Annotated in this window: 12 protein-coding genes; 5 read left to right on the top strand and 7 right to left on the bottom strand. The window is 47.2% G+C overall.

From position 1 onward, the window contains the following. Positions 1-142: 142 nt before the first annotated feature. On the top strand, positions 143-778 hold the full coding sequence (locus FP815_05435) for a site-specific integrase (protein MBA3014379.1): 636 nt from the start codon (positions 143-145) through the stop codon (positions 776-778). A 154-nt stretch (positions 779-932) separates the two neighbouring features. Further along, a complete protein-coding gene (locus FP815_05430) occupies positions 933-1,637 on the top strand; it encodes a hypothetical protein (GenBank protein ID MBA3014378.1) in 705 nt (234 codons plus the stop codon). Positions 1,638-2,060: 423 nt separating this feature from the next. Here the strand turns inward: FP815_05430 and FP815_05425 are convergent, their stop codons facing one another. From FP815_05425 to FP815_05410, 4 genes are all read right to left on the bottom strand, one after another. After that, complete coding sequence (locus FP815_05425; GenBank protein MBA3014377.1) at positions 2,061-2,675, bottom strand: cation transporter; 615 nt, start codon at positions 2,673-2,675, stop codon at positions 2,061-2,063. A 96-nt stretch (positions 2,676-2,771) separates the two neighbouring features. Beyond that, on the bottom strand, positions 2,772-3,947 hold the full coding sequence (locus FP815_05420; GenBank protein ID MBA3014376.1) for a hypothetical protein: 1,176 nt from the start codon (positions 3,945-3,947) through the stop codon (positions 2,772-2,774). A 119-nt stretch (positions 3,948-4,066) separates the two neighbouring features. Then, positions 4,067-4,492 carry a DMT family transporter gene (locus FP815_05415; GenBank protein MBA3014375.1) on the bottom strand — a complete coding sequence of 142 codons (426 nt, stop codon included), beginning with the start codon at positions 4,490-4,492 and terminating at the stop codon, positions 4,067-4,069. A 267-nt stretch (positions 4,493-4,759) separates the two neighbouring features. Further along, positions 4,760-4,975, bottom strand: a complete 216-nt coding sequence (locus tag FP815_05410) for a hypothetical protein (protein ID MBA3014374.1) — start codon at positions 4,973-4,975, stop codon at positions 4,760-4,762. A gap of 696 nt (positions 4,976-5,671) precedes the next feature. Between FP815_05410 and FP815_05405 the strand changes: the two genes are divergently transcribed. After that, entirely contained in the window at positions 5,672-6,469 is a 798-nt protein-coding gene (locus FP815_05405) for a TIGR04255 family protein (GenBank protein ID MBA3014373.1), read from the top strand. Next, entirely contained in the window at positions 6,469-7,017 is a 549-nt protein-coding gene (locus FP815_05400) for a hypothetical protein (GenBank protein ID MBA3014372.1), read from the top strand. Before FP815_05405 ends, FP815_05400 begins: the two co-directional genes overlap by 1 nt. 812 nt (positions 7,018-7,829) lie before the next feature. On the opposite strand, the gene FP815_05395 is transcribed toward FP815_05400, so the two are convergent. The 3 genes from FP815_05395 to FP815_05385 are packed head-to-tail and all read right to left on the bottom strand — an operon-like array spanning position 7,830 to position 8,869. After that, the gene (locus FP815_05395; protein ID MBA3014371.1) at positions 7,830-8,387 is read right to left on the bottom strand and encodes a recombinase family protein; all 558 of its coding nucleotides are present in this window, start codon (positions 8,385-8,387) and stop codon (positions 7,830-7,832) included. A gap of 3 nt (positions 8,388-8,390) precedes the next feature. After that, complete coding sequence (locus FP815_05390) at positions 8,391-8,669, bottom strand: virulence factor (protein ID MBA3014370.1); 279 nt, start codon at positions 8,667-8,669, stop codon at positions 8,391-8,393. After that, positions 8,669-8,869: a hypothetical protein gene (locus FP815_05385; GenBank protein ID MBA3014369.1), complete on the bottom strand. Its 201-nt coding sequence runs from the start codon at positions 8,867-8,869 to the stop codon at positions 8,669-8,671. Before FP815_05385 ends, FP815_05390 begins: the two co-directional genes overlap by 1 nt. A 155-nt stretch (positions 8,870-9,024) precedes the next feature. Here FP815_05385 and FP815_05380 point away from each other — a divergent pair, with 155 nt between their 5' ends. Continuing rightward, positions 9,025-11,991 (top strand): Tn3 family transposase, encoded by a 2,967-nt coding sequence (locus FP815_05380; GenBank protein ID MBA3014368.1) that lies wholly within the window; start codon positions 9,025-9,027, stop codon positions 11,989-11,991. The last annotated feature ends 366 nt before the right edge of the window (positions 11,992-12,357 follow it).

Below are 12,357 nucleotides of genomic sequence, written 5' to 3'. Positions count from 1 at the left end.
TACACTAGCTCCGAGGATAAGCCGAAAACGAACGGTAAACCTAAAAAGTCGAGCCAGTCAGCAGGGCAATCCTAATGGGTTGATATAATTTGTTTATCTCACCCAAACTTGACCCTTCGCGGTTTTAGTCAAAAATACCCATATTGAAAGGGCGCTTACCCCTGGGGAAAGGCGACGGCTCCTCGATGCCGCAGATCTGCTGTTGACCGTCGGGGGATTATCCAAAGATCGGCGGCGGAGCAAGGGCCAGGAAAGAGCACGCCACAAGGGTTATCGCCCTTATCGCAACCGGGCGATCGTCTATGCTTTGATCGAGACGGGCATGCGCCGGGCGGCTATTTGTAACCTGAATTGGACCGCTGTCGATGGTAAAAAACGGTCGATAACGGTTGAAGAGAAAGGCGGCCACCTGCACACGTACCATATCAGCCAGGAAGGGTTGCAGGCAATTAAAGACTACCTCAACCAGGAGCGGACCCTTGATGCCATTGCTTGGCAATCAGCCGCCCTTTTTCTGCCCGCAGCCAATGCTACCAGTCCGGGTCGCTTAGGGGTACAGATGGTGAACAGTATTTGGAATGAGGTCTGTAAACTGGCCAAGGTGGAAGGCAAAACCCCGCACTCGGCCCGTCACGCCATGGGCCGGCATATCATAGACAAAACCGGGAATGTAGCCGCTGTACAACGGCAATTAGGCCACAAGAATGCGGCCTATAGCATGCAATACAGCCGGATTACGGCGGAGGAATTGAACAACGTTCTTGATGAAAGGGAATAATATTCCATCAGCCAGGCATCGGTATTCGTATGTCCCGTCTGTTTTCATTGATTAGCAAAGCCCATGGCCCAACACCTTTGATTGGACCTTGCGTCGGAAAAGGTGTTATGATATCCTGCTGGATAATATGTTAGCCACAATTAGGAGGGGCGGGGTGGAAGAGATCGTACGAGTGCATTTCAGCAAAAAAGACGGAAAGAGGTCGACGATAAGCCTGGATAAAAAGTTATCCGAGGTGATCCTTGACTTGGGCTATAATAATCTCGTGGAATGGGTGCAAAGGACTTATGATCGTATGGCTGAAGAACTAGAGAAGGGGTTACGAATTCCTTTGGATAAATCCTTATCCCGAGAAATCCAAAGTGAAGCTATATCGGAAATCCGGAGATCGTTACAAAGGCAAAGAGACAGGGTGAATCAAAAAGAAGAGGAGCTGCAAGCAAAAGAAATAAGTGATCCGTTCGCAAAATATATCATATTTGCCTTTGAGGGTATTGCCCGGAAAGGACTCCTTGCAGACCAAAATATTTCGGTAAAGCTGGATTATTTAAGAAAAGAGTTCAAAACTGCCGCCGATCATTATAAATCCCATGGCTGGAGCATAGATGATAAAAAACTTCTTCTTCGTCTCAGCCAGGCTGTTAACGAAATCTGCCGGCAAGGTCCTGAGAGGCACTCCCATGTGACACCGGAGGTTCACCGTTGTGAGGCTGAGACCACACAAAAAAAGCGGTGTAAGGGAAACGCTATTCAATATATCATCAAGGATGAGCGAGAATACCTCGCATGTAAAAAACATGCGACACACCTGTTTCTGCCCTTTCTGGGCATTGAAGGAAGGAAAAAAGACGAAAGATGACCGGATAATATTTTATCCATTATTTTGCATCTTTGCATTCCGACAAACGGAGTCTACATCAAAGATGCAAACCGATCTCCTGTTTGCTTATAATGGCCAGCCACCACACATCTCACGGGTGTGGTTGATTTGAGGGAATATACGCAAGTCTTCAGGTTTCGAGGTGCCTCATTGTCTTATACCTATCAGTAACATTCATCAGTTTGGCAATTCTTAGGATGTGAGATAGGACATCATTCAAGATATCGCCCGGGGAAACCTTGTAGGTTGGGTTGAGGAACGAAACCCAACAGTTACGGATGTCCCAAACGGCATCATGGTCTGCACCACGACCAAAATTGTTGGGTTTCGCGATGCTCAACCCAACCTACAAACTTGCTAGGTGGTGTGGAGGCTGGGGGAGAAAAACCCCCGGCTATCCGATTAGGTTGCTGCACGAAGCGCTACCATGGCTGACGAAACAACTCGAATCGAAGAACGGATTAACAACCATACTAGACCTAATGCAACAATGATATCGGGCCAACTCGAACCGGTGAGCCAGACCGCACCGGCCGCCACAAACACTGAAATGTTTGATGCTATGTCATTTCGTGAGCACTCCCACACCGAACTCATATTCACGTCTGCGTGGCGATGCCGCCAAAGTAAATAAAGACAGAGTGAGTTTGCGACGAGGCCGAGAAGGCTGAACATGCCCATGATCTCAAAGACAGGAACGCTTGGAACGAAAAATTTGTAGACTATTTGGGCAACCACGGCACAAGCTGCTAAGAAAATTAAGCCGCCCTTGAACAGCGCGACCTTAGCCTTTACGGCATCGACCCTCGAAACAGCGTACAAGCTAAGGCCATATGTCAAAGCATCACCAAGGTTATCAAGGCTGTCAGCTAACAACGCAGTTGACTTGCCATAAAGTGCGGCCACCACGATCAACAGGAACATTACGGCATTAATGCCGAGCACATTTCGCAGTGTTCCTCGCTGACTTTCGCGAAGGGCTTCTACAGCACAATTGTCTTCACAGCAACTACCCATTTTATATATCTCCTAAACAACGCCAGCATGAGGGGCGGCGGCCACTGGACTTGATACAGAGAACGCTGCTCCCCGCCGTCCCTCTCTATGCGCTTGTTAACCATTTTGTATATATGAAACTCCAAAATCAACAAGGTAGTCAGGGAGGAGAATACCTAGTCGACCATTTTCACGATTCCTTCCAATATCTCGTTTGGCTAAGATAAATTCCACATGCCCTTTTGCATCAGATTCCAGGCAAGAAAGCACATATTCAATAAATTCTTGAATATCTTCTTGAAGTTGTTTGACACTACCAACACCTGATGCGTTAATTGACACACCAACTGATTGCTGCCACATTGTTTCATACTGTTTAAACACAGGGACCTTTCCATTAAAAAAAATTTCTGAGAATTTCAGCTTTTCAACGGCGATATTGCCATGTAATAGGTCATTACGTTGATTAACAATCGAATTGTATTTTTTACACTGCTCAGAGTTCCAATCAATTGGTGTTGCAAAACCGGAACATTTTATGTGAAGAGATTGGATTCTTACGTCAATATTTTCCTTGAAGTAAGAATCGAATAGTCTCTTATTATTTCTTATGTCTGGTCGGCATAGAATGAAAATTAAGAGATTAATAAAAGTCTCTGCAAGTATTGGCAGCATAATTCTCAAAGAGATGGCAAGACCGATTCCTTTATTATAGCGCTCCATTAATTTATTCATTTTATCCATGAAATTTGAATAATTAGCAGGGCTAGTAGGATTTTGTAGGTTTTCTTTTTTCGGGTTTAAATCTAATTCACTTAACTCAGTAATAAATTGCTCTACAGTATCATTTAATTGTCTATATGGATTAATAAAAATATCCCAATTTTCTAGATGTTCACAGCGAAATTTTGATATTGCCTTACCATAGTTGCCAAGATCATTTTTTATAGATGAAATAAATGCTTCTTTATTGCAGCGCGGAAAATCAAAGTTACCGAGGAGATGAACTTCTGTGCGCATATTTAACCCAAGAATCATAATCAAGCCAAGTTCATGACCAAGAGTCCAATCCCAATGAATTAGGTTATCAGAATCATCTTGTCTGAATAGGTTTTGTAAACCGTTCGGCGGTCCAAACTTTGCGTAAAGATAGCAGTATAAATCTGAAGGTTTAATTTCATTCTCGATGCTCCATATACCGCCACCTTTAGGTAATTTCCCTCCTTGCATAATTTTCACAACACAATGAGGTGAAATAGCAGAACATTTATCGAGGGAAATTATTATAGACATAAATTGTATCGTTGAGGGTTAACGAGAAGGCTCACCGGAAAACTGGCCGTAGGCCAGATTTTCCGTGTGCAGCCGTTTGTTATGCCTAATTTCTTTATACATAATCGCCTGGATAAAATTTACCACCGAATCAATATTGCTCCGATTAAAAGAAATCCTGCGCCAATTCCTCGTGTAATAGTTATGGGTTGAATTGGCACATTCATAACGCCGAAATGGTCAAATGCGACTGATGTTATTAACTGGCCAACTACTATTAATGCGACAACGGTGAAGATACCCAGTCGGGGTAATAGCAGGATCGAAATAGCTATGTAAATGGCTCCAAACAGACCTCCTGTCCATGACCATAATGAGCTACGTAAAGTCAGGTTGGCAGTCACAATTGGATCTCGCATCAAAAAAATCATAATGAGCATAACGATTGTGCCGCCAAGATAGCTAAAGAATCCAGCCCACCAAGGTGATCCAATTTCAAAACGAAGATTTGAATTGACTGCCTGCTGGATTACAAAGCTTGCTCCTGCAAATAGTGCAATTAACATAAGTGAGATATTCTGTAAGGTTAACAAACGTCTGCCTCCACATTAATTGTTTGTTGCTAAATGACCTTGTGAACACATTTGTATCTTATCTTTTAAGTTCGGCATAACGTTGAGCTAACCGGCCCCCGGAAGGACTGTCCACAAGCAAGCGACCCGGAGACATTGGAAAAAGCCGCCTAGGTCGGACGGTCCGGTTAAGTGACTGGTTATGTTGATTTAAACTATATCTGTTGAGTTCTATAAAAACAGTTGGACACAAAGAATACTTTAAACAAGAATTTCAAGCACAATAAGAAAGCATCCCGTAACCAATTGAATAATAATAGCTGTTTTAAATTCATTGGGTTCTTTTTCTCTTGCTACGATTTTCCCGCCAGTGAATTTTGACAAGATAGTGAAATATATCGCCACTCCAAAAATAGATTGAAGAATTGCAAACATACATATTGCAAGACCAATATACAAAAAAATAGGTTCTGTCATAGTGTGCTTAAAACATAACCACTTATTATCAGGTCAATTTGCCCTGATAAGTTGATAATGCCCGATAAATCAGGCATTGCATAGCAGTAAATAAGATTTCCCCTTGGCAAGGGTGCCTAAAGAAATCGGTACGCGCCGAGAAGATCAGTTTGTTCATCCTATCATAAAACTGACGTTACAGTATCTGGACGGCTTTTTTTTGTCAATCAAGTTCCTTAATAGGTCCACTTCCGAAGCATAAGTATTTTGCAACTTCCAAACTTGTTGCTGGCTACTGTGCTGCTATAAAAATGAAATGGGGTGCCGAGAACTTTATCTCGAACACCCCATCTTTTTGTGACCTTATCAGTAACAACCATAAATTTCGTTATTTTTAGGATGTGATTGAGGACATCATGAACTATTTTCCAGTACCAGCAGACAATCTCCCGGCAGACCAAAAGGATTGTCTGTGTAGGGTAATGTGCGGACAAGTTAATGGGCTCGTTTTATTGGTCTCGGTTAGTCTAGAAGAACCAACAGGAGAAAGAAAATGTGTTTACTCCCCCACCAGGCTACCACCAGCGCACTTTGAAACTGCTTATTGACATGGCGGATTAAATATAATATGACGAATATACTATATGTAAACACATACTCATTCCATCAGTTTTAATCCCCTCGCACGCATCAATTTTAATATTTTAAGGAATCATAATGGGACGGCCAATTGGCGATAAGCACTCTATTGAGGTCGCTACTTTCATAGCTGCACATGAAAAACCTTTCTCCCATTCTTCATTAAATGCCCTTGAAACGCTTAAGGAAACTTTATCCTCTGAGTATCCAATTTTTTCGCCAGTCCACTCGGTTGAATTAAAACTTGAAGGTACTCCGAATCAGGAGCTCCCCCCCCAAATTAAGACTGGGGTATCTGGATTTTCGTTACAAACGATCAACAAGGAAACGAACAAACCTACATGGGCAATAAGAGCTAATGAAAATGTAGCTGAAATTTCTTGTTTTGACTATGATAGGTGGGGGTCTAGCTCGGCAAAGGCCTTAAAGGATCTTTCGGTAGTACTGTCAACAGGAGCAGACGAACAAAATCCTTTAATATTCTTAGCGTTGCGAGTCGTTGATCGTTTTATAGGGCCTTCGCAAGAGGCATATCAGCTAAATCAGATTTTTAATCTAAACTCTAGATTTTTAACAAAACAGGTTAAGCAAGCAGGGGCGCTATGGCATGTGCATCAGGGGTGGTTTGAGAGTAAATCTGAGTTCAAAGGTCGATTTCTCAATGTACTCAACTTAAGCACAAATGAAACACCTGCTGGAATCATTACTACTATCGAACATACGATTAGATATCATTCTGATCCAGAAGCGCTTTCCTCCTCAAATAATAGCGAAGCTTACTTACGTTCTATCTTTGATATCCTCCATGAGTATAATAAACAGACTATTCGTGATTTGCTGAATGCAAAACAACTAACAGCAATAGGTCTCAAATAATGAATACAAGTACTGTCGAAAACATTGATCCATACAGGAAACCTCTAACCGATATGGTTATGGCGCTTCCCCCTAAAAAAAGCAACTCGCCTTTACTTTCAACACTTGCCTTTTGTTGTCTTACGCTAAGCCCTTATAATTTTACTTATTCAATCCCAACCTGTCCTTCTGACTTAAAGAGTAGTATCGGATACGACCACTTCTTCAGTAAAGGCCAAACGGCAGAGTCTCTCCTCTTGAGAGGTTACCACTTTGAAAGTGTTCAACAGTCATCTATCGAACTATATTTAGATTCCATGCCACTGGCTAAGTCATTTGTAGCCCAGCTTGGCCCCATCATTGAACGGGTTTACTCGGGATTAGCAGTAGAAAAAAAAATCAACTTGCTTGCCGACCCTGATACGGGAGAGTCTATCATGGAAATTGTTCTTTCTACAAATTTACCTATCGATGAATTGTTCGTGGCAAAAGACCGTCAACTTTTTGATGAAATAGAAAAAGAGGGTTTAACTGATGGATTGAGACATGTCGTCCTCACCCAAGCCTAAAACCTCTTCCCCCGCAAGTTTCAGCCCCACAGATTTTTTCACCTTAGCGTGTTGGCTTTTTGACACGAGAAAGATGCCGGCCTCTTCATGTTTAATTAGAACAATCATTAATCGTGCCTACTATGCTGCTCTTATCTCTGCCAGAGATTTCACTGCTAGTTCAACTCGTGGTGAAGGGGGACACAAGAACATTGTTCAAGCCTTAAAAGATAGGAAGGGGCCGTACATTGCGAACAAACTTGAGTCGATGCGCATTAACCGTATGCTAGTGGATTACGAAATGACATCTGCTTTGACAGAACGGCATGCGCAGGCCGCCTTATCAGCTTCCAGAGAAGTATTATTTGAGGTTGGGTGTGCACCGCTTTCAGCAAAACCATACACCGAAAACTATCTCAACAGTACTTGCTTCTTGTCTGAATAAGACCGTCCACTTAGCACTTCACTGACACCTAGCGTCCTGGTCGCGTTTGCGATTGTTTCCCCCTGACTGATAACAGCCATATCCTCTTCACGCAGCTTTGTAAGGATATCCTCCTGTCGATATCGTTTTTTCGGCATGCCTGTCCTCCATGTAATTTTCGGTCAGTAATTATAACATTATCCGGGACCGATTTAATAGGACAGGTCAGGCAGGGTCATTCATTTGGCTCTGCCTTTTTTCATTTTACAGCTTTATGATGATCACTTACGAAGCATAAGGATTTTATCGCCACCCAATCTGACGATAACTACTGTCACTGTCAATATTGGGCTGGTTGAAGATATCCTCTCTTCAGGGGGTCGTCTCAGAAAACGGAAAATAAAGCACGCTAAGGAGTCGTGGAAGCTGGAATCCAGCGGTACAGCGTTGGAACGGATACTCCGAGGTTATTGGCTACATCCCGAGGCAGGATGCCGCTGGCCAGCAGTTTTTTTGCTGACTCGATTTTGCTGTCAGTCATCTGGCGCTTACGACCACCCTTACGTCCAAGCTGACGGGCCATTTCCAGCCCTGCACGGGTACGTTCCACCATCAACTCCCGTTCCATCTCAGCCAGACTGGCCATGACATGAAAGAAGAAACGCCCTGAAGGCGTGCCAGTGTCGATGGAATCAGTAAGGCTCTTGAATTGGACACCTTGTTTGTGCAATTCACCAACCAGATCAACCAAATTTTTGACGCTACGTCCAAGTCGGTCAAGCTTCCAAACGACGAGAGTATCGCCATCGCGCAGCATTTCTAACGCTTTGGCCAGTCCTGGTCGATCGACGCAACGGCCACTTATTTTGTCGTCGAAGATTTTCTCGCAACCTGCCTTGGTTAAGGCTTCAATCTGAAAATCAAAGTTTTGATCCTGTGTCGAGACTCTCGCATAGCCGATTAACATCTCTTACCCTTTGACGACTGCAGTAAAATCTGACCACTGCTCGATGCGGAAGGCGCGGATGTCGCGTACCGACTTTGGAAACCACGTGCGCGAGCGTAGTGATTGGATCGCCAGGAAGAGGGCGGCCATGTCCTCGTTGTCCGTCACATACAAGCTGCCTTGCACACGACGAAAGCCATGCTCACCCAAGACGGCACCGATCTCGGTGTAGGCTTGAGAAACCCCCTTGGGGTGGTTCTTCTCGGCGTCAGCCACCGTAAGATCGAAAGAAATTGCATACATCAGTTGGCCTCCGGGTCATCAAAAACATGAGTCAGCCGATATTCGGTTGACTCACCTGTCTCGATCATCTTGACCTCGACTATCCAGTCTCCATCATCTAACTGACGAAGTGGTTGACCAACCTCGTACTTCGGTCCAAACGCACCAAAACTCTTGATTTTGCCTGTGGGTACGGGCGGGGTCGTCATCACGGTTTGCATGGCATCTCTCCTTTATTGAAATTCATTGTCATGATAACCAATTGATAATAATATATCAAGAACCGTTTTTAAGAATCTTAACGCCTTGATTTCATGTAACCACCTGTTGACTCGGCGAGGCATCTCAAAAACCTACGTTTTCAAGAGGAGCCCATATGCCCCGTCGTTCGATTCTGTCCGCAGCCGAGCGTGACAGCCTGCTCGCACTACCTGATGCCAAAGATGAACTAATCCAGCACTACACGTTCAACGAAACCGACTTGTCGATCATTCGTCAGCGGCGCAGGCCTGCGAATCGGCTAGGCTTCGCCGTTCAGCTTTGTTACCTGCGATTCCCCGGCATCGTCCTTGGCGTTGAGGAGCCTCCGTTTCCACCCCTGCTGCGATTGGTCGCTATGCAACTCAAGGTGCCAGTGGAAAGTTGGAATGAATACGGACTGCGTGACCAGACCCGGCGCGAGCACCTGGTCGAATTGCAAACGCGGTTCGGGTTCAAGGCATTCACCATGAGCCACTATCGGCAAGCGGTGCATACATTGACCGAGCTAGCCTTGCAGACGGACAAAGGCATTGTGTTGGCCAACACCCTTGTCGAAAACCTCCGGCGACAGGCCATCATCTTGCCCGCCATGAACGCCATCGAGCGCGCTTGCGCCGAAGCGATCACCCGCGCCAATCGGCGCATCCATGCAGCATTGGCCGATTCCTTGTTGCCTGTCCATTGCCAGCGCCTGGACGAACTGCTCAAGCGCAAAGAGGGCAGCAAAACGACCTGGCTGGCTTGGCTACGGCAATCGCCTGTCAAGCCGAATTCGCGGCACATGCTCGAACATATTGAGCGCCTTAAAGCTTGGCAGGCGCTTGAACTGCCCGGTGGCATCGAGCGGCAGGTTCACCAAAACCGCTTGCTAAAAATCGCCCGTGAGGGTGGGCAGATGACACCCGCTGATCTGGCTAAGTTCGAGGTGCAGCGGCGCTATGCCACCCTGGTGGCGCTGGTCATTGAAGGCACGGCCACGGTTATCGACGAAATCATTGACCTGCACGACCGCATCATCGGCAAGCTGTTCAATGCGGCCAAGAACAAACACCAGCAGCAGTTCCAATCCTCGGGCAAGGCGATTAATGATAAGGTGCGTCTGTATGGGTGCATCGGCCAAGCATTGCTTGAAGCCAAAAAGAGTGGCGGCGATCCCTTCGCTGCCATCGAATCGGTCATGCCGTGGGAAAGGTTTGCCGCCAGCGTCACCGAGGCGCAAAAGCTTGCGCAACCTGCTGATTTCGATTTCTTGCACCGCATCGGCGAAAGCTACGCCACGCTGCGCCGTTACGCACCAGAGTTTTTGGCCGTTCTCAAGCTGCGGGCGGCACCGGCTGCCAAGGGCGTGCTTGATGCCATCGACGTGCTGCGCACCATGAACACCGACAACGCCCGGAAGATGCCCATCGACGCACCCACAGAGTTCGTCAAGCCGCGTTGGGCGAAACTGGTTCTCACCAGCGATGGCATCGACCGGCGTTACTACGAACTGTGCGCCCTGTCGGAGCTGAAGAATGCGCTGCGCTCGGGAGATGTGTGGGTTCAGGGTTCGCGCCAGTTCAAGGACTTCGACGAGTACCTGGTGCCCGTCGAAAAATTCGCCACCTTGAAGCTGGCCAGCGAATTACCGCTGGCCGTGGCCACCGACTGCGACAAGTACTTGCATGGCCGGCTGTTGTTGCTGGAGCAGCAGCTCGTTACGGCCAATCGCTTGGCCGCGTCCAACGACCTGCCAGACGCCATCATCACCGAGTCAGGACTGAAGGTCACACCACTCGATGCAGCGGTGCCAGATACCGCGCAAGCGCTGATCGACCAAGCGGCGGCATTGCTGCCGCACGTCAAAATCACAGAACTGTTGATGGAGGTAGACGAGTGGACAGGCTTCACCCGGCACTTCACGCACTTGAAAACTGGCGACACGGCAAAGGACAAAACCTTGCTGCTGACGACGATCCTGGCTGACGGCATCAATCTTGGTTTGACCAAAATGGCCGAATCCTGTCCCGGTACGACCTATGCCAAGCTGTCTTGGTTGCAGGCTTGGCATATTCGGGACGAAACCTACGGGGCGGCATTGGGCGAGCTGGTCAATGCCCAGTTACGCAACACGTTTGCCGCGAACTGGGGGGATGGAACCACATCATCATCGGACGGACAGCGTTTCAAGGCGGGCGGCAAGGCCGAGAGTACCGGCCACATCAATCCCAAGTACGGCGCTGAGCCTGGACGGCTGTTCTACACGCATATTTCCGACCAGTACGCACCTTTCAGCGCCAAGGTGGTCAACGTCGGCGTGCGCGATTCGACCTATGTGCTCGACGGCCTGCTGTACCACGAATCGGATTTGCGGATCGAGGAGCACTACACCGATACGGCAGGCTTCACTGATCATGTCTTCGGTCTGATGCACCTACTGGACTTTCGCTTTGCGCCGCGCATCCGTGATTTAGGGGACACCAAGCTGTACATCCCGAAAAGTGACACCAGCTACGATGCGCTCAAGCCCATGATCGGCGGCACGCTCAACATCAAACACATCCGCGACCACTGGGATGAGATTTTGCGGTTGGCCACCTCGATCAAACAGGGCACAGTCACGGCCTCGCTGATGCTGCGCAAGCTCGGCAGCTACCCACGCCAAAATGGCCTGGCGATTGCCCTGCGCGAACTGGGTCGCATTGAGCGCACGCTATTCATTTTGGACTGGCTGCAAAGCGTAGAGTTGCGTCGGCGTGTCCAAGTCGGGCTGAACAAGGGCGAGGCGCGCAATGCTCTGGCCAGGGCGGTGTTTTTCTACAGATTGGGTGAAATCCGGGATCGCAGTTTCGAGCAGCAGCGCTATCGCGCCAGTGGACTCAATCTCATAACGGCGGCAATTGTGCTCTGGAACACCGTGTACTTGGAACGAGCCACCGCCGCGCTACACGTCAATGGTAAGTCGATGGACGACACGCTGCTGCAATATCTTTCGCCATTGGGCTGGGAGCACATCAACCTGACTGGAGATTACCTGTGGCGCAGCAGCACCAAGGTAGGCGCGGGGAAGTTCAGGCCGCTACGCCCGTTGCCATCAGCTTAACGTGCTTTATTTTCCGTTTTCTGAGACGACCCCTTCAGGAAGACAATCAAAGGCGACATTTTTTCAAACTCAAATCAAATCCAAAATTTGGCAGAAAGACCTACTTTCATTTTCCCAGACTGATGATGACTTGTTTGCAGGCCTAAAAATCGGCTAACTGAGAGGGATATACGTAGGCATAAATCTGGGCCTAGGGTCAAGTGTTTAAGCTTCCCAGGCGGAATTTGGGTATTTTTGACTAAAACCGCGAAGGGTCAAGTTTGGGTGAGATAAACAAATTATATCAACCCATTAGGATTGCCCTGCTGACTGGCTCGACTTTTTAGGTTTACCGTTCGTTTTCGGCTTATCCTCGGAGCTAGTGTA

The sequence above is a fragment of the Desulfobulbaceae bacterium genome (assembly GCA_013792005.1).
Taxonomy (GTDB): Bacteria; Desulfobacterota; Desulfobulbia; order Desulfobulbales; family VMSU01; genus VMSU01.
Note: the sequence above shows the minus strand (reverse complement) of the source record. Positions and strands in the feature narration are given on the sequence as shown.

Coding starts and splice junctions, on each gene's coding strand:
- FP815_05425 (MBA3014377.1), bottom strand. CDS start 2,675: ATGGGTAGTTGCTGTGAAGACAATTGTGCTGTAGAAGCCCTTCGCGAA.
- FP815_05420 (MBA3014376.1), bottom strand. CDS start 3,947: ATGTCTATAATAATTTCCCTCGATAAATGTTCTGCTATTTCACCTCAT.
- FP815_05415 (MBA3014375.1), bottom strand. CDS start 4,492: ATGTTAATTGCACTATTTGCAGGAGCAAGCTTTGTAATCCAGCAGGCA.
- FP815_05410 (MBA3014374.1), bottom strand. CDS start 4,975: ATGACAGAACCTATTTTTTTGTATATTGGTCTTGCAATATGTATGTTT.
- FP815_05405 (MBA3014373.1), top strand. CDS start 5,672: ATGGGACGGCCAATTGGCGATAAGCACTCTATTGAGGTCGCTACTTTC.
- FP815_05400 (MBA3014372.1), top strand. CDS start 6,469: ATGAATACAAGTACTGTCGAAAACATTGATCCATACAGGAAACCTCTA.
- FP815_05395 (MBA3014371.1), bottom strand. CDS start 8,387: ATGTTAATCGGCTATGCGAGAGTCTCGACACAGGATCAAAACTTTGAT.
- FP815_05390 (MBA3014370.1), bottom strand. CDS start 8,669: ATGTATGCAATTTCTTTCGATCTTACGGTGGCTGACGCCGAGAAGAAC.
- FP815_05385 (MBA3014369.1), bottom strand. CDS start 8,869: ATGCAAACCGTGATGACGACCCCGCCCGTACCCACAGGCAAAATCAAG.
- FP815_05380 (MBA3014368.1), top strand. CDS start 9,025: ATGCCCCGTCGTTCGATTCTGTCCGCAGCCGAGCGTGACAGCCTGCTC.